The organism is Brevibacillus sp. NL20B1 (assembly GCF_018195675.1).
In the GTDB taxonomy this organism is placed as follows: Bacteria; Bacillota; Bacilli; order Brevibacillales; family Brevibacillaceae; genus Brevibacillus; species Brevibacillus aydinogluensis.
Genome location: NZ_JAGTPT010000006.1, coordinates 108,544 through 126,244 on the forward strand (window position 1 = coordinate 108,544; position 17,701 = coordinate 126,244).

Here is a 17,701-nt window from a genome sequence, read left to right on the forward strand (position 1 = left end):
GGCCATGCGAATAGATTTTCATGCGGAACAGAATCGTTATGCGTACGCTGGCAGGCGCGCGGACGCAAGCTGGATGGAGGCCATTCGCGGATGGCTCGACCCGGTTGGCAGGCGCGTGGCAGACATCGGATGCGGCGGCGGGATATACACCAAAGCATGGGCGGAGATGGGAGCGTCAGCGGTGGTCGGCGTTGATTTTTCCCAAGTTATGCTGGAGGCAGCAAAGGAGACCTGTCGTGACTGTCCAAACGTAACATTGGTCCGCGGAGACGCCCTGCGGACAGGGATGCCGGGGGAAAGCACCGACGTGGTGTTTGCCAGAGCGTTGATTCATCATTTGGACGAGCTGGACGGGTTCTTTGCCGAGGCCGCCCGCCTGCTTGTTCCCGGCGGTCTGGCGATCGTGCAGGATCGGACGATGGAGGATGTGTCCCTGCCGGGTTCGCCCACCCATCTGCGCGGATACTTTTTTTCCCGCTTTCCGCGTCTGCTGGAGCTGGAAAAAGAGCGCCGCCCAGCCGATTCCGACGTGCAGGACGCGATGCGAACAGCCGGTTTTCAAGCGATACACAGGGATGTGCTGTGGGAGACACGCCGCGTCTATTCGGGATGGGAGGAACTGGAGCAGGATCTGCTCAAACGAAACGGCCGCTCGATCCTGCACGCCCTTTCCGACGAAGAGCTGCGCGCGCTGGTCGATGCCATGAAGCAGGAGATTGCTTCAGACGGGATCATCGTGGAGCGGGATCGCTGGACGATCTGGATAGGAACGAAACAATGAGACACACTATCCGTAACCACCCTTCCCCAGTGAATCCACAATTGTGAAATCGTTTGTCACAATTCCACTACTGCTTGTATACCCGTGGGCGATTCTATATAATGAAAGTGGCATTCTATTCCTGCGCGTCAGTTTTGTAAAGGAGTTGTCTGACGGATGAAAATTACATTGTTCGATATCCTCATGTTCGTGTTCACGTTCTTCATCCTCTGGGGCGTGATCCGTTCCGCGAGAGCCAAAAACAAGTTTGCGGTAGGATTCGGACTTTTGTCCCTGGCTGTATTCCTGTTCGCAGACGGTCTGATTATCTACTACGCGACAAGAGGAGTATAGGGGTCGTTCCCGTTTACAGGTTCGTTTTCGCGGGGACGAAAGCGGTTGCTGTGGAGGCTGCGCAAATTGCGCGGCCTCCTTTCTTTTTCGCCAATTGCATGCCTGGCGGAAATGATTAGCATACTAGGGATGGAGGTGGGAAAGGTGGGCAAGCGCAGTGATACCGGCATGTTTGCATGCACGGCGACGATCGCGGCCGACCGTAAAACCAAACAACTGTGCAAACGGCTTCAGCCCCGGCAAATCGCCCTGGTGGACCATGCCGATGTCGATGAGATGGCGGCCCGTTCGCTGCTGGAAGCCAACGTGCAGGCCGTGATCAACCTCTCCCCATTCATGACCGGCACCTACCCCGCCGAAGGGGCGAGCAGACTGCTGGAAGCAGGGATTCCCATGTACGAAGTCGTCGGTGGACACAGCAGTCTGGTGGAGGAATTGGACGGAAAACGGGCGGCGGTGTCGGGCGATGCGCTGCTGGTGCACACTGACGGACAGTGGCGTCCGGTTGCCTCAGTGCGGGCCGTCACCGCTGATGAGATCGCGGCGAGGCGAAAGGAAGCGGATGACCGCCTGGACGACGTGCTGGCCGCGTTTATCGACAACACCCTGCAGTTCGCCGAACGGGAAAAGGAACTGTTTCTCCATCCGCTGCGCAAGTTGCCCTTGGTCACGCGGATGGCAAACCGGCATGTGGTGGTGGTCGTGCGCGGCCGGCATTATCGGGAGGATTTGCGGATGCTTTCCTCCTACATCCGCGAGTGCCGGCCGGTGCTGATTGCTGTGGACGGCGGGGCGGACGCGTTGATGGAATGCGGCTATACGCCCGATCTGATCGTCGGGGACATGGACAGCATCTCCGACCGCGCCCTGTGCTGCGGGGCGGAGGTAGTGGTCCACGCTTTTCCCGATGGCAGCGCGCCCGGACGGGAGAGGGTCGAGGCGCTGGGGCTTCACTATCACCTCCTGCCCGCGCCGGGGACCAGCGAAGATGTCGCAATGCTGCTCGCCTATGAGGAACAGGCGCAGCTGATCGTCACGATTGGCTCGCATTCCAATATGATTGACTTTTTGGAGAAAGGACGCAAAGGCATGGCCAGCACCCTGCTGGTACGCACCAAAATCGGGCCCAAGCTGATCGATGCCAAGGGCGTCAGCCAGCTCTACCAGCCGCGCTGGTCGTGGAACTGGTGGGCGCTGATGATCGCCGCCACCCTCGTTCCGGTCGCGGCCGCTCTGGCAATCAACCCGGTCGCCCGCCACGCCGTGCAAATGTGGTGGATGCAGTGGCGCAGTTGGGCGTTTTAGGAGGCGGCGGAATTGATTCACTTTCGTCATCACCTGTTGTCGCTGGCTGCAGTGTTTCTCGCATTGGGGATCGGCATCCTGCTGGGAGGCACGGCCGGGCAATCGTGGTTTGCACTGAAGGAACAGGAAGTGTTGAAAAACATGGAAGCCAAGTACGACCAGGCGCTGCGCAGCAACAGCGAGCTGAAGCAGCAGCTAAACCGTATCTTGGCGGAAATGGAGCGGAACCACGAAGAAATGGAACAGCTGCTGGCCAGCCGCTATGCCAATGAACTGAAGGGGAGCAGCGTGTACGTCTGGCATGCCGATCAGCAGCAATTGCTGCGGCTCAAGCAGATATTCCGCTCCGTCGGGGTAAACGTGCTGGCCTACCGGGAGGGAAGCATACCGTCGGACGGGCCGCTGTTGGTCTTTGGCCCTGTCCAGCCGGACTGGCTGTCGACGCTGCCAAACGACTGCCGCTGGCTGTACGCCGAAGAGGTGCCCGATTCGCCGAGCAAACAGTGGGGATTGCTGGAGAACGTGCAAAAGCTGCTGACGGAAATGAGGGAGGCGCGTGAAAACAGTTAGCGTAGTAATTCCCGCCTATAACGAGGCCGACTCCATCGTGTCCACGCTGCAGGCTGTCCGCGAGCACGTCATCTGTGACGAACTGATCGTCGTCGATGACGGCAGTACGGACGGCACGGGAGCACTGGCGGACAGTTGGGCCGATCTGGTAATCCGATTGCCGCGCAACCAGGGCAAAGGGGCAGCGCTGCAGACGGGCTGGCGGCGTGCCGCTGGCGACATCGTGCTGCTGTTGGACGGCGATTTGCGGGAAAGCGCGGGAGAAGCGAACCGCCTGATCGCTCCTGTCCTCAGCGACGTCTGCGACATGGCAGTGGCCGTACTGCCCGCGCCGGCGCGAAAAGCGGGCGTGGGATTGGCAAAAGGATTGGCGCGTCACGGCATCCGGCTGCTGACCGGGTATCGGGCACAGGCGCCGCTGTCGGGGCAGCGGGCCATTCGCCGCCAGGTGTTGGAACGCATGGGGCGTCTGGACAAGGGCTTTGGCATCGAAGTCGGGTTGACCATTGATGCGCTTCGGGCCGGGTACCGGGTGCTGGAGGTGCCGGTTGCATTTGCCCATCGGGAGACCGGAAATGATTGGGCTGGTTACTGCCACCGGGGAAAAGAATTTTGGGCGATCGGCCGGGCACTTGGCCGCAAATGGTGGGAGGGAAGCGTGTGGACGCGAAACTGATGGCGCTGCTTTTTCTCGGCGTCGTCGTCCCCGCGGTCGGGCATCGCCTGCTGTTTGCCGCATGTTTGCGGATGCTTAGCAGGAAGGGCATGATCCGCAAAAATTTCAGGGACGAAGACGTGATCACCGGGGGAGGCGTGGCAGTGTTTTGTTATGCAGCCGCTGCGCAGGCGGCGATGCTGCTCGTCTGCCTGTTTGCCGCCGAAGCGTCAGCCATGCTGCGCGTGGGCGTCTTGTTTCTGGCCGGTTCGGCGTCGATGGCGTTTTGGGGCTGGCTGGACGACTGCAGTCCCGACAAAGCGGTAAAAGGCTTCCGCGGCCACTTCGGCGCGCTCTGGAAGGAACGGCGCATGACCAGCGGCATGTGGAAAGCGTGGGGAGGCGGGAGTACGGCCCTGTTGGTCAGCCTCGCCCTTTACGGGGAGACGCTGTCGGCGCTTGCAGCAGCCGGTCTGCTGGCGCTGTCGCCAAACGTACTCAACATGTTTGACCTGCGGCCGGCGCGCGCGCTCAAGGTGTTTGCGCTGCTCGCAGCTGTGGCTGTGGCAGGCGGGGCGTTTGCTTCAGGAAAAGCTCCCTGCTGGGTGTGGATGGTTCCCGTGGCGGCTGCTGCTGCGCTGGTGTTTCGGCATGACGCCGCAGGCCGCCTGATGCTGGGAGACACGGGGGCCAACTATCTGGGGTTCGCGGCTGGATTCAGCCTTGCGACCAACCTGTCGTTTGCCGTGCAAATTGCCATGCTGCTCGTGTTTGCAATCCTCCACCTGTTGGCGGAATTCGTCTCCTTTTCCCGCGTGATCCAATCTGTCGGCTGGCTGAACCGGCTGGATCAGTGGGGCCGGCCGGCTGAAACGAAATAGAACCAGGTCGTCACGGCCTGGTTCTAGTCTTCGTCGTCTTCCGGATCGCGTTTCATGAAGCGGGGCTGTACGCGGTTCCGCTTCCGGTCGTGGTGCAATATAAACCCGCCGATAAAGCTGACGGGGCCTGCGAACAGCACGAGTCCGAGCAGCAGCTTTCCCCAGAGGAAATCTGCATCGGGTGTTGCGGAGTAAAAAAGCGCATCGCGGATCAGTTTGATTCCGTACATGGCAAGCGCTGCGGGAATGACCATGATCATAAGCGCGATTAGTTTTTGGCCGATCAAGGGCGTGTTCACCCCTTTCCAACGTGCTCCCTTCCCATCATAATGGATGGGTCGCACCTTGTCCAACGGAACATGCGCCTGTCCAACCGGGCGCGCATGGGGTACAATGGTAACAGTCTGATTTCTGATTGGTGGAAAGAGGGATCGCGCATGCACAAGCTGCTCATCGTCGGGGCCGGCCGGGGCGGAACGGCGCTTCTGCGGTTGTTGAGCAACATGGAGGAGATGACGATCATCGCCGTGGTGGATGAGCGCAGCGACGCACCGGGACTGGAACTGGCCCGATCACTGGGCATCGAGGTCGGCACAGATTTTCGGCCGTATCTGTCCAGGGATGTGGACGTGATTCTGGAGGCGACCGGCAACCAGGCGGCCTATGAAGAGATCCTGCGCCTCAAACAGGAAAAGACGGCGCTGATTCCAGGGACGTTTACCAGCATCATCATGAAGCTGATCAGCGAGAAGGAAGCGCTGATCGCCGCGCTGACGCAGAACCAGCGGGAGCGGGAGACCATGCTCAACTCCACCCATGATGCGATCATCGCCGTCAACCGGCAGGGGATCATCACCCTGTTCAACAGGGCAGCGGAACGGCTGATGGGACTGGAGGCAGCAGATGTGCTGGGGACGGTCGCCTCGGAAAAGATCCCCAACACGCGCTTACATATCGTATTGGAAACGGGGCAGCCGGAGCTCAACCAGGAGCAGGTGCTGCCCAATAAGACGCGCATCATCACCAACCGCGTTCCTGTTCGCAACGAACAAGGCGAGGTGGTGGGCGCCGTCGCCATCTTCCGCGACATTACGGAAATCATGACACTGGCGGAAGAAGTGACCGACCTGAAAGAGCTGAAAAGCATGCTGCAGGCGATTATTCATTCGTCTGACGAGGCCATCTCGGTCGTAGATGCCAAGGGAAATGGCCTGCTGATCAATCCCGCGTATACCCGGCTGACCGGTCTGCAGCCCGAAGACATCATTGGCAAACCGGCAACGGTGGACATCTCCGAAGGGGACAGCATGCACATGCGTGTGCTGAAGACCAAAAAGCCGGTTCGCGGCGTACATATGAAAGTGGGACCGAAACGAAAAGACGTCGTCGTCAACGTGGCCCCGGTCATGGTGGACGGTGAGCTGAAAGGCAGTGTCGGGGTGATCCACGACGTATCGGAAATCAAACGGCTGACGGAAGAGCTGGAACGGGCACACCAGATCATCCGCACCCTGGAAGCCAAGTACACCTTTGCCGACATCATCGGCTTCAGCGAGCCGATGATGTCGGCAATCGAACAGGCGCAAAAGGCAGCCTTGACCCGGGCGACCGTGCTCTTGCGCGGCGAATCGGGGACGGGCAAGGAGCTGTTCGCCCACGCCATCCACAACGCCAGCGAACGGAAGTACAAGCAGTTCATCCGCGTCAACTGCGCAGCGATCTCGGAGCATCTGCTGGAGAGCGAACTGTTCGGTTACGAGGAGGGAGCATTTACAGGCGCGCGGCGCGGCGGCAAGCGGGGCTTGTTCGAGGAAGCCAGCGGCGGCACCATTTTTCTCGATGAAATTGGCGAACTGTCGATGAGCATGCAGGTCAAACTGCTCCGCGTTCTGCAGGAAAGGGAAGTGGTGCGCGTCGGCGGGACCAAGGCGATCGACGTCGACGTCCGCGTCATCGCGGCCACTCACGTCAATCTGGAATCAGCGATCCAAGCGGGCCGTTTTCGGGAAGACTTGTACTACCGGCTCCTCGTGGTTCCGATCTATATCCCGCCGCTGCGGCAGCGTCTGGAGGACATACAACCGCTCGCCATGCACCTGCTGCGCAAGTACAATCAGGAATACGGACGCAACGTCGAGGAGATCGCCCCGGAGACGCTGCGCATCCTGCTCTCCTACCACTGGCCGGGCAATGTGCGGGAGTTGGAAAACGTGCTGGCCCGGGCGATGATCCACATGCGGATCAGCGAGCGGGTCATCCTGCCGGAGCATCTGCCTCCGCTGGAGCGAAAAAGCGGAAACCACGGCGGACAGCGACAGGAGACTGCCGCCACCACGGGTAAAACGCTGAAGGAGGCGGTGGAAGAAGCGGAGCGGCAGCACATCATCCACGAGCTGACAGCCGCTCGCGGCAACCGCACGCTGGCGGCCAAACGCCTGGGGATTTCAATCCGCAGCCTGTATTACAAGCTGGAAAAGCTGGGGATTACCGAGGAGCAGAGCTGAGCGAGACGAGCGTGCATTTTTTTGCATGCAACCTTTTGCTCGTTTGTGCAAAATATTGCGCAGGAAATTGCCAAGCCCGAATGGCTCCTGCACAAAATTGAAGCGCTTTCATTTTCTCTTTCGATGGCATGACTGTTGCATTATAAACCAATCGGGAGCAGGCAGAAGAGTTCTCTCCGCTTGACTGCCGGATTGCAAAGACGAAACATACTAGGGAGGTTTCCTCATGAACATCTTCGAATACATGCATAAATACGACTACGAGCAGCTTGTCTTCTGTCAAGACGAGAGTTCCGGTTTGAAAGCGATCATCTGCATTCACGATACGACACTGGGGCCGGCCCTGGGCGGCACGCGCATGTGGCCGTACAAGTCCGAGGAAGAAGCAATCATCGACGTGCTCAGGCTCGCCCGCGGGATGACCTACAAAAATGCGGCGGCCGGCCTCAATATCGGCGGCGGGAAAGCCGTGATCATCGGCGATCCGCGCAAAGACAAGAGCGAGGAACTGTTCCGGGCCTTTGGCCGCTACATCCAGGGCTTGAACGGCCGCTACATCACCGCCGAGGATGTGGGAACGACCGTGGCCGACATGGACATGATCCATCTGGAAACGGACTTTGTCACCGGCGTCTCTCCGGCGTTCGGCTCCAGCGGCAACCCCTCGCCGGTAACCGCCTACGGCGTATACCGCGGCATGAAGGCAGCCGCCAAGCTGGCGTTTGGCAGCGACGACCTGTCGGGCCGTGTGGTGGCGGTGCAGGGCGTGGGCAACGTGGCGTACAACCTCTGCCGCCATCTGCATGAAGAAGGTGCCCATCTGATCGTGACCGACATCAACGAGGAGAACGTCAACCGGGCCGTCGAGGACTTTGGCGCGAAAGCGGTCGGCGTCAACGAGATTTTCAGTGTCGAGTGCGACATCTTTTCGCCGTGCGCGCTCGGGGCGATCATCAACGACGACACGATTCCGCTGCTAAAGGCGAAAGTGATCGCCGGCGCGGCCAACAACCAGTTGAAAGAAGAACGGCATGGCGATATGATTCATGAAATGGGCATCATCTACGCGCCGGACTACGTCATCAACGCGGGCGGCGTGATCAACGTGGCGGACGAACTGCAGGGCTACAACCGTGAGCGGGCGCTGAAAAAGGTGGAGACGATCTACGACAACATCCTGAAGGTATTCGAGATTGCTGAACGCGACGGTGTACCGTCCTACAAGGCAGCTGACCGCATGGCGGAAGAGCGCATCGCCAGCGTCGCCAAATCCCGCAACACATTCCTGCGAAACGGCAAGACTGTTTACCACCGCTAATACCGCCGTTTGACCGGCGGCTTTTCCGGGAGCGCCCGCGGCAGCGCTGCGGACGCCCCGATACATACAGCCGAGTGAATGTTCAAATTCGCCGGACGCGATACCGGACGGTGGAGTGGTCCTAAGCTGCTCCCCCACGGACGAAAGGAGATGGAACGCATGTCACAGGAATTTGATCTCGTCGTGTTGGGAGGCGGGACAGGCGGTTACGTCGCGGCGATCCGCGCCTCCCAGCTGGGGATGAAAGTGGCGATCGTCGAAAAGGAAAAGCTGGGCGGCACCTGCCTGCACCGAGGCTGCATCCCCTCCAAGGCGCTGCTGCGCAGTGCCGAGGTGTACGCGACGCTGAAGGAAAGCGACAAGTACGGCATCTCGGCCGACAGTGTAGGCTACGACTTCCGCAAAGTGCAGTCGCGCAAGCAGGGGATCGTCGACCAACTGCACAAGGGCGTGCAGTACCTGATGAAAAAAGGGAACATCGCGGTCTTTGAAGGGATCGGCCGCGTCATGGGCCCGTCGATTTTTTCGCCGCAGGCAGGGGCTGTGCGGGTGGAAAAGCCAAACGGGGACCAAGAGATGCTCGTCCCCCGCTTTTTGCTCATCGCCACCGGTTCCCGCCCCCGGACGCTGCCGGGCTTGACGATTGACGGCACAGCAGTGGTCACCAGCGACGAAGCGCTGCAATGGGAAGAACTGCCGTCGTCTGTCACAATCGTCGGCGGCGGCGTGATCGGCATTGAGTGGGCCTCCATGCTGAACGACTTCGGCGTCGAGGTGACGGTGGTGGAGTACGCCGACCGGATTCTGCCGCTGGAAGACGAGGAGATCAGCAAGGAGATGACCCGCCTGCTGAAAAAGCGCAAGGTGAACATCGTCACCGGGGCAAAGGTACTGCCGGAGACATTGGAGAAAGCGGACGGCCGCGTCTCGATTCAGGCAGAGACGGCCAGCGGCGTGCAGACGTTTGCGGCCGAAAAGCTGTTGGTATCCGTCGGGCGGCAGGCCAACGTGGAAAACATCGGTCTGGAGGCGACGGAGATCAAAGTGGAGCGCGGCGTGATCGTCGTCAACGAGCACTTTCAGACGGCAGAGCCGCATATCTACGCCATCGGCGACGTCATCGGCGGGCTGCAGCTTGCTCATGTGGCCTCGCACGAAGGCATCCTGGCCGTGGAGCACATGGCTGGTCTCAATCCGGAGCCGCTGGATTACAGCAAAGTGCCAAAGTGCACATACAGTCGGCCTGAGGTGGCCAATGTCGGCCTGACGGAAGCGGAAGCGCGCCGGCAGGGGTACGACGTAAAGGTCGGCAAATTCAGTTTCAAACCGTTGGGGAAAGCACTCGTCCACGGCGAAAACGACGGCTTTGTCAAGGTGGTGGCCGATGCGAAGACCAACGATCTTTTGGGCGTGCACATGATCGGCCCCCACGTGACGGACATGATTTCCGAAGCGGGACTGGCCCGCGTCCTGGATGCTGCTCCGTGGGAAATCGGCCATGCCATACACCCGCATCCGACCCTGTCCGAAGCGCTCATGGAAGCGGCGCTGGCAGTGGACGGCAAGGCGATTCACATTTAGTGCGATTAGCAAGGAGGGTATCCGACGATGACAACCAAGCGTCATGAACAAGTGGGCTTGACGGACGCGCAGGTATTGGACATGTACTATTACATGCTCCTGGCGCGCAAGATTGACGAACGTCAATGGCTGTTGAACCGGGCGGGCAAGGTGCCGTTTGTCATTTCCTGCCAGGGGCAGGAAGCGGCCCAGGTGGGAGCAGCCTTTGCCCTGCAGAAGGGAAAGGACTACCTCTGCCCGTATTACCGTGACCTCGGCGTGGTGCTCGTCTTCGGACAGACTGCCCGGGACTGCATGCTGTCGGCGTTCGCCAAGGCGGAAGACCCGAACAGCGGCGGCCGGCAGATGCCCGGCCACTTTGGCGGCAAGAAGTGGAACATCCTGACCGGATCCAGTCCGGTGACGACGCAGGTGCCGCACGCAGTGGGCATTGCGCTTGCCGGCAAAATGCAAAAGAAGGACTTCGTCGTCTACACGTCGTTTGGCGAAGGCTCCAGCAACCAGGGGGACTTCCATGAAGGGGCCAACTTTGCCGGCGTTCACAAGCTGCCCGTCATCTTCTTCTGCGAGAACAACAAATACGCCATCTCCGTGCCGTTGAAAAAACAGCTGGCCTGCGAAAGCGTGGCAGACCGGGCGATCGGGTACGGCTTCCCCGGCGTCAGCGTGGATGGCAACGATCCGATTGAAGTGTACCGGGTAATGAAGGAAGCGGTGGAGCGCGCACGCTCCGGCGAAGGTCCGACGCTGATCGAAGCGGTCATGTACCGCCTTGTCCCCCACTCCAGCGACGATGACGACCGCACCTACCGGACGCGTGAAGAAGTGGAAGAAGCGAAGAAAAAAGACCCGATCCTGCTGTTTGGCCGATACCTGCGAGAAGTGGGCCTGATGGATGATGAAAAAGAGCAGGATTTGCTGACCCGCGTGCAGATGGAAGTGGACGAGGCGACAGAGTATGCGGAAAACGCACCGTATCCGACGCCAGAATCGACACTCACGCACGTGTACGGGGAATAAGGGGGTATCCAGATGGCAGTCATTTCGTTTATTGATGCGATTACCATGGCGATGCGCGAGGAAATGAGGCGTGATCCCAACGTGTTCATTCTCGGCGAAGACGTCGGCGTTCGCGGCGGCGTGTTTCGCGCCACCGTCGGTCTGATCGAAGAGTTTGGCGAAGAGCGCGTCATCGACACGCCGCTGGCGGAATCGGCCATCGTCGGCGTGGGGATCGGGGCGGCGGCGTACGGCATGCGCCCGATCGCGGAGATCCAGTTTGCCGACTTCATCATGCCGGCTGTCAACCAGATCGTCAGCGAAGCGGCGAAAATGCGCTATCGGTCCAACGGCGACTGGCACTGCCCGATTACAATCCGCGCCCCGTTTGGCGGCGGAGTGCACGGAGCGCTGTACCACTCCCAATCCGTAGAAGCGATGTTTACCAACGTGCCCGGTCTGAAGGTGGTGGCGCCGTCCACGCCGTATGATGCCAAAGGCCTTCTGAAAGCGGCGATTCGCGACGACGACCCTGTCCTCTTTTTCGAGCACAAGCGCTGCTACCGCCTGATCAAAGGGGAAGTGCCCGAGGACGATTACGTTCTGCCGATCGGCAAGGCGGACGTCAAGCGGGAAGGGACGGACATCACGGTGATTTCGTACGGCCTGACGCTCCATTTCTGCCTGCAGGCGGCGGAAAAGCTGGCCGAAGAAGGGATCAGCGCTCACGTGCTCGATCTGCGCACGCTGTATCCGCTGGACAAGGAGGCGATTGCGGAAGCGGCCGCCAAGACGGGCAAGGTGCTGATCGTCCACGAAGACAACAAGGAAGGCGGCGTCGGCGCAGAAGTGGCTGCCGTGATTGCCGAACAATGTCTGTTTGACCTGGATGCGCCGATCAAGCGTCTGTGCGGCCCCGACGTACCGGCCATGCCGTACAGTCCGCCGATGGAGAAGTTTTTCATGCTCAACCCCGACAAGGTACTGGAAGCGATGCGGGAACTGGCGCATTTTTAGGGGTTCAATAAGGCGATAGGAGGACCGTGGACATGGCAACAAAAGTGCTTATGCCCCAGCTTGGCGAAAGCGTGACCGAAGGCACCATCACCAAATGGCTGGTGAAGGTGGGCGATGTGGTCAAGAAATACGATCCGTTGGCCGAAGTGACGACGGACAAGGTAAATGCGGAAGTGCCGTCCACCGTCTCCGGTCGGGTTACGGAGATCGTCGTGCCCGAGGGTGAGACGGTGGCAGTGGGGACGCTGATTCTGTACATCGAAGAGGAGGGCGGCGCGGCTGAGCCGCAGACTCCAGCGGCAGCGGATGTGAGCGCGGCAGCTGATACCACAGTTTCGGCCGAGCCTGTCAGCGCGACGCCGAATGACCCGTCCCGACCGGCAGCAGCCGCCAAACAGCAGGGCGGCAAGCAGCGCTATTCACCGGCCGTATTGCGTTTGGCGCAGGAACACGGGATTGACCTGTCCCGCGTACAAGGTACCGGACTGGGCGGACGTGTGACGCGAAAAGACGTGCAGGCGATTATCGACGCGGGCGGTCAGCCGCCGGCAGCGGCCGAGACTCCGGCAGCGGCAGCACCTGCCCAGCAGCCTGCTGAGGTTGCGGCGGTGAGTGCCCCATCCGCTCAGCACGCTGCTCCGGCTGTCTCTGCACCAGCAGCGACAGGTGCGAACGCCTTTGACATCCCGGTGGCACCTGGCGATCAGATCATCCCGGTGACGCCTGTGCGCCGGACGATTGCCAATCGGATGGTGCAGAGCAAACATGAAGCTCCTCACGCCTGGACGATGGTGGAAGTGGACGTGACCAACCTGGTCAACTTCCGAAATCAGGTCAAAGAAGAGTTCAAGCGTAAAGAAGGGGTAAACCTCACCTTCCTGCCGTTTTTCATCAAGGCCGTGGTGGAAGCGCTCAAGGAATACCCCATGCTCAACTCCACCTGGGCGGGCGACAAGATCATCGTCAGGAAAAACATCAACATCTCCATCGCCGTAGCGACGGAGGATGCGCTGTTCGTACCCGTGATCAAGGATGCGGACCAAAAGTCGATCCTCGGCATCGCCAAATCGATTGAGGATCTGGCGGCCCGTACGCGCGCCGGCAAACTGACGATGGATGACATGTCAGGTGGCACGTTCACTGTGAACAATACCGGCTCGTTCGGCTCCGTATTGTCCATGCCGATCATCAACGCCCCTCAGGCGGCCATTCTCAGCGTGGAAGCGATCGTTAAACGCCCGGTGGTAATCGACGACATGATCGCCATCCGTTCGATGGTAAACCTCTGCCTCTCGCTGGACCACCGCGTGCTCGACGGCCTCATCTGCGGCCGTTTCCTGCAAAGCGTCAAGCAGAAACTGGAGGCCATCGGCCCCGATACCAAACTGTACTAGCCAACGTGACCAAAGGCCAGATTCACGTAGGAATCTGGCCTTTTTGCATGGCAGTAAAAAATTTTTGTTACCGGTTTGTAACTTTTTGCATACATCCGTCGTCATAGCTTAATGAACCGGTTATGTTTGCCATTTTGCCAGAACAGATTCCCTCTGTTTCGTATATATGGTAAACTGAAAGCGGTTCGACTAGAAAAGTTTACTAGATTACGAGAAGCATGGGAGGACGAACATGGAGAAGAGCAAAAAGACACTTCCAATCGTGTTGGCTACTGCGCTTGTATCCACGCCGCTGGTGGCGAACCCGCCATCCGCATATGCAATCGAAGACCTGTCCGTTGAGCCGGAGGACGATACGGCTGGCGAAGAAACAACGTATACGATCGACTTTACGCTGGAAAAAGATTTGAAAAAGGGCGATGTCATCTACATCAGATTTCCCAAGGACTTTGATGTCAGTACCAAAATTGATGAAGACGACATCGATGCCAATGTGGATATCAAAAAGGTCAGAGTCTCCGGCAGAACGATCGAGATCACTGTAGACGAAGCCGTGGATAAGGGAGATGATATCTCGATCGACATCGAAAGCGGCATCACCAACCCGGATGACGACGGATCTTACACCGTCTCTGTAAAAACGGACAGGGAATCGTCCTGGGAGGACTACAAGGTCAAGATTTACGAAGACAGCAAAAGCAGCTCGGGGAAAAGCAGCGAATTTGACGTGTCCATCAACCGTACGACTGAAGGCGACACGGCCAAATACGAGCTGGGCCCGATCAAATTGAAGGACAAACTGACCAAAGGTGATTGGATCACCGTCTACTTCCCGGATGAAGACATGCTCCCGAACAAAATCAGCACGGACGATGTGGACATCAACGAGTATGAACCTGACGACGTCAGAATTTCCGGCAAAAAAGTGGAACTCAAGGTGCCGTCCAAAGCCGCCGGCAGCAAATCATTGACCATCACGTTCTACGAAGCCGCGGGAATCGAGAATCCGGATGCAGACGACGACTACGTGATCGAAGTCAAATGGGATGGCACTACATACAAATCGGAAGAATTTGAAATCAAAAGTTCCAGCTCCAGTTCGACCAGCGGTTCGGGGGACTTCAGTATTACCCTGTCCGACTCCGGTGTGGGAGCGCGTTCCAGCTATACGTTTGAAGCCGACTTCGGCAGCAAGAAGCTGAATTCCGACAGCGACGTCATCGTCGAATTCCCGTCCGCCGACATGATCCCGGGCATTCTCAATCCGTCCGACTTTTCCATCAACGGAAAAACGCCGCGCAAAGTAGCGCCTGCCGGCAACAAAATCTACCTGACCACGCCGAGCAACTTCACGTCTACCAGCAAAGTTAAAGTGGACATCTCGTACGATGCCTGGCTGACCAACCCGAAAACGGCGGGAAGCTACCAGCTGAAGATGACGGTGAACGGCAAGACAATCACGTCCAAGCCCTTTACCATCTCGGGTACTGGCTCGACGACCACGAACCCGACGCCGGCAACAGGCACGCCTGCCCAGGTAAACAACAGCACGTCTACCATTTCGCTGACCAACACGGCCGTAGGCGCGGCGACCGGTATCAACATCGCGATCAAGGGCGTGTCGATGCCGCTGTACAAGCAGCGCGACTTCATCGAGATCGTGTTCCCGGCGGGTTACCGCGTGCCTGCCTACATCGCTCCGGCAAACGTCACGGTAAATGGCGTGGCTGCCAATTTCGTCGCTGTTCGCGGCCAAAACGTGCTGGTTTATCCGGCACAAGACATTCCGGCTGGCGGCGCGGCCAATGTCGTCATTGGCGCAGGTGCCAACATCGTGAACCCGGCGACGAAAAACACGTACAGCATCAGCGTGTTTACGTCTGAGGAAAAAGGCCTGCTGTTTGCTCGCTCCGTTGGTGTAGGCGTGCCGGCACCGGCACAGACCCCGGCACCGGCGCAGCAGCAGCCTGCGGTTACCGTTCCGTCGAACGCCGCGCTGTTTAAACTGAATACGGCATCGTTCACACTGCACGGCAAGACCTACCCGCTGCAGGTAGCGCCATACCTGGCCAACAACAGCACGACAATGGTCCCGGCGCAGTTCTTTAAAGAAGCGCTGGCGCTTACTACCATCTGGAACAACAACACCGTAACGATTGTCAGCGGCACGACCCAGATCAAATTTACCGTTGGCGCCAATACTGCCCGTGTTGGCAGCAAGGAGGTAACTCTGCCCACGCCTGTCGTGCTGAAAAACAACATGCCGATGATCCCGATCCGTTTCGTGAGTGATACGCTCGGCTACAAAGTCGGATGGGATGCCAAAACATCCAGCGTGTTCGTTTACCGCTAATCCCCGGCGAGCACATACAAAAACCCCCTTCCACTGTGGAAGGGGGTTTTACTTGGTACGGTACCGTGTCCGCCCGTCTACGGTTGAAAGTAGAAAAACATCGGGACGACCAGTGCAATCACCAATACGATTACCAATACCTTGGCAAACAGGGACTGATTCCTCATCATTACTACCTCCTGAACCGGGCCTTGCAAAAAATTGCTTCACGAAAAGTGGAAATTGTCGCGTTATTGTATACTTCGCTGTGCTAGAATTGGAAGGGGGAGCCTTTGATTCCTCCTGCCGATTACACATTGAAACGGGGGTTGACCGGTGACTACAAAAGATTGTACCGAACTGTACCGGAAGTGGCAACAAGAGCTGGCCGAGCGTCTGGCAAAGACGCCGGAGCGCAAACAGCGCTTTGCCACCTCGTCGGACATTGAAATAGATCCGCTGTATGTGCCGGATCAGATTGATGACGCTTACATGGAAAAGATTGGTTTCCCAGGCCAATATCCCTACACTCGCGGCGTTCAGCCCAACATGTACCGCGGCCGCTTGTGGACGATGCGCCAATACGCCGGATTCGGTTCGGCGGAGGAGACCAACAAACGCTTTCGCTACCTGCTGGAACAGGGACAAACCGGGCTCAGTGTAGCGTTTGACCTGCCAACGCAGATCGGGTACGACTCCGACCATCCCATGGCCGCCGGCGAGGTGGGCAAGGTGGGGGTGGCGATCGATTCGCTCGAGGACATGGAGACCCTGCTGGCGGGAATTCCGCTCGACAAGGTGAGCACGTCAATGACGATCAACGCACCCGCATCCGTGCTGCTGGCAATGTACATTGCCGTGGCCGAAAAGCAGGGGGTACCGTCGGAAAAATTGTCGGGCACGATTCAAAACGACATTCTCAAGGAGTACATCGCGCGCGGCACGTACATCTTTCCGCCAAAACCGTCGATGCGGCTGATTACGGACATCTTTGGCTACTGCGCCAAACACGTGCCCAAGTGGAATACCATTTCCATCAGCGGCTACCACATTCGGGAGGCCGGGTCCACCGCCGTGCAGGAAGTCGCTTTTACGCTTGCGGACGGCATCGCCTATGTGGAAGCGGCGCTGCAGGCCGGACTGGACATCGATCAATTTGCGCCGCAGTTGTCGTTTTTCTTCAACGGGCACAACCACTTCTTTGAGGAGATCGCAAAATTCCGGGCAGCACGCCGGATGTGGGCGCGTCTGATGCGGGAGCGTTACGGGGCCAAGAATCCGAAGTCGTGGCAGTTCCGCGTCCACACCCAGACGGGCGGTTCGACGCTGACTGCGCAGCAGCCGGACAACAACATCGTTCGCGTAACCATCCAGGCCTTGGCCGCAGTGTTGGGCGGCACGCAAAGCCTGCACACCAACTCGCGCGACGAGGCGCTCGCCCTGCCGACGGAGGAGTCAGCGCGAATTGCGCTCAGAACGCAGCAGATCATCGCTTTTGAAAGCGGTGTGACCGACACTGTCGATCCTCTGGCCGGTTCGTATTACGTCGAGTATCTGACGGACCAGATTGAGTCCAGAGCGCTGGAATACTTGGAGAAAATCGAGCAGATGGGCGGAGCGGTGGCTGCCGTGGAAGCGGGCTACATGCAGCGGGAAATTCAAAAACAGGCCTACGAAACGCAGCGGAAGATCGAATCGGGCGAAGAAAAAGTGGTCGGCATGAACTGCTTCCAACTGGAAAACGAGCCGCAGCCAGAACTGCTTCGCGTCGATCCGGCTTTGGGCCGCAAACAAAAGGAGCGCCTGGATGCGCTTCGGACGCGTCGCGACAACCTCGCTGTTGAGCAAACGCTCAATCAGTTGAAAGCGGGCGCGGAGGGGACGGAAAACCTCATGCCGCTGATCCTGGAGTGTGTCCGCAGCTACGCCACCATCGGCGAAATCTGCGGCGTGCTGCGCGAGGTGTTCGGCGAGTACCGCGCCGTATAGGGACAGCCGCTGTCGAGGATTCAGAAGTGAACAAGGGGGATC

General features: G+C 58.8%; 15 protein-coding genes. 14 read left to right on the forward strand and 1 reads right to left on the reverse strand.

Going from position 1 to position 17,701, the window contains the following annotated elements:
* Positions 1-4 precede the first annotated feature (4 nt).
* From KDN35_RS06230 to KDN35_RS06255, 6 genes are all read left to right on the forward strand, one after another.
* On the forward strand, positions 5-781 hold the full coding sequence (locus KDN35_RS06230; RefSeq protein ID WP_171565590.1) for a class I SAM-dependent methyltransferase: 777 nt from the start codon (positions 5-7) through the stop codon (positions 779-781).
* A gap of 156 nt (positions 782-937) precedes the next feature.
* Positions 938-1,114, forward strand: a complete 177-nt coding sequence (locus tag KDN35_RS06235) for a DUF2759 family protein (protein WP_171565589.1) — start codon at positions 938-940, stop codon at positions 1,112-1,114.
* 144 nt (positions 1,115-1,258) lie between these two features.
* Positions 1,259-2,419, forward strand: coding sequence for a putative cytokinetic ring protein SteA (gene steA, locus KDN35_RS06240; protein ID WP_171565588.1), 1,161 nt, complete (start codon positions 1,259-1,261; stop codon positions 2,417-2,419).
* A gap of 12 nt (positions 2,420-2,431) precedes the next feature.
* Entirely contained in the window at positions 2,432-2,989 is a 558-nt protein-coding gene (locus KDN35_RS06245; protein WP_171565587.1) for a copper transporter, read from the forward strand.
* Positions 2,976-3,665, forward strand: a complete 690-nt coding sequence (locus KDN35_RS06250; protein WP_212132382.1) for a glycosyltransferase family 2 protein — start codon at positions 2,976-2,978, stop codon at positions 3,663-3,665. Before KDN35_RS06245 ends, KDN35_RS06250 begins: the two co-directional genes overlap by 14 nt.
* The gene (locus KDN35_RS06255) at positions 3,650-4,525 is read left to right on the forward strand and encodes a UDP-N-acetylmuramyl pentapeptide phosphotransferase (RefSeq protein ID WP_230076860.1); all 876 of its coding nucleotides are present in this window, start codon (positions 3,650-3,652) and stop codon (positions 4,523-4,525) included. The genes KDN35_RS06250 and KDN35_RS06255 overlap by 16 nt, the downstream gene beginning before the upstream one ends.
* Before the next feature lie 23 nt (positions 4,526-4,548).
* Here the strand turns inward: KDN35_RS06255 and KDN35_RS06260 are convergent, their stop codons facing one another.
* On the reverse strand, positions 4,549-4,812 hold the full coding sequence (locus KDN35_RS06260; RefSeq protein ID WP_171565701.1) for a DUF2627 domain-containing protein: 264 nt from the start codon (positions 4,810-4,812) through the stop codon (positions 4,549-4,551).
* 150 nt (positions 4,813-4,962) lie between these two features.
* Between KDN35_RS06260 and KDN35_RS06265 the strand changes: the two genes are divergently transcribed.
* The 8 genes from KDN35_RS06265 to KDN35_RS06300 all read left to right on the forward strand — a co-directional run bounded on the left by KDN35_RS06265 (position 4,963) and on the right by KDN35_RS06300 (position 17,659).
* Complete coding sequence (locus KDN35_RS06265; protein ID WP_212132383.1) at positions 4,963-7,029, forward strand: sigma 54-interacting transcriptional regulator; 2,067 nt, start codon at positions 4,963-4,965, stop codon at positions 7,027-7,029.
* 226 nt (positions 7,030-7,255) lie between these two features.
* Positions 7,256-8,347, forward strand: a complete 1,092-nt coding sequence (locus KDN35_RS06270) for a Glu/Leu/Phe/Val dehydrogenase dimerization domain-containing protein (RefSeq protein WP_212132384.1) — start codon at positions 7,256-7,258, stop codon at positions 8,345-8,347.
* Between the two features lie 159 nt (positions 8,348-8,506).
* Positions 8,507-9,928, forward strand: coding sequence for a dihydrolipoyl dehydrogenase (gene lpdA, locus KDN35_RS06275; RefSeq protein WP_171565583.1), 1,422 nt, complete (start codon positions 8,507-8,509; stop codon positions 9,926-9,928).
* 27 nt (positions 9,929-9,955) lie between these two features.
* On the forward strand, positions 9,956-10,948 hold the full coding sequence (locus KDN35_RS06280) for a thiamine pyrophosphate-dependent dehydrogenase E1 component subunit alpha (protein WP_171565582.1): 993 nt from the start codon (positions 9,956-9,958) through the stop codon (positions 10,946-10,948).
* A 12-nt stretch (positions 10,949-10,960) separates the two neighbouring features.
* Positions 10,961-11,944, forward strand: a complete 984-nt coding sequence (locus tag KDN35_RS06285; protein ID WP_212132385.1) for an alpha-ketoacid dehydrogenase subunit beta — start codon at positions 10,961-10,963, stop codon at positions 11,942-11,944.
* A gap of 32 nt (positions 11,945-11,976) precedes the next feature.
* Positions 11,977-13,338 (forward strand): dihydrolipoamide acetyltransferase family protein, encoded by a 1,362-nt coding sequence (locus KDN35_RS06290; protein ID WP_212132386.1) that lies wholly within the window; start codon positions 11,977-11,979, stop codon positions 13,336-13,338.
* Positions 13,339-13,570: 232 nt separating this feature from the next.
* Positions 13,571-15,691, forward strand: coding sequence for a copper amine oxidase N-terminal domain-containing protein (locus tag KDN35_RS06295; RefSeq protein ID WP_171565579.1), 2,121 nt, complete (start codon positions 13,571-13,573; stop codon positions 15,689-15,691).
* A 315-nt stretch (positions 15,692-16,006) separates the two neighbouring features.
* Complete coding sequence (locus tag KDN35_RS06300) at positions 16,007-17,659, forward strand: acyl-CoA mutase large subunit family protein (protein WP_212132387.1); 1,653 nt, start codon at positions 16,007-16,009, stop codon at positions 17,657-17,659.
* Positions 17,660-17,701 lie beyond the last annotated feature (42 nt).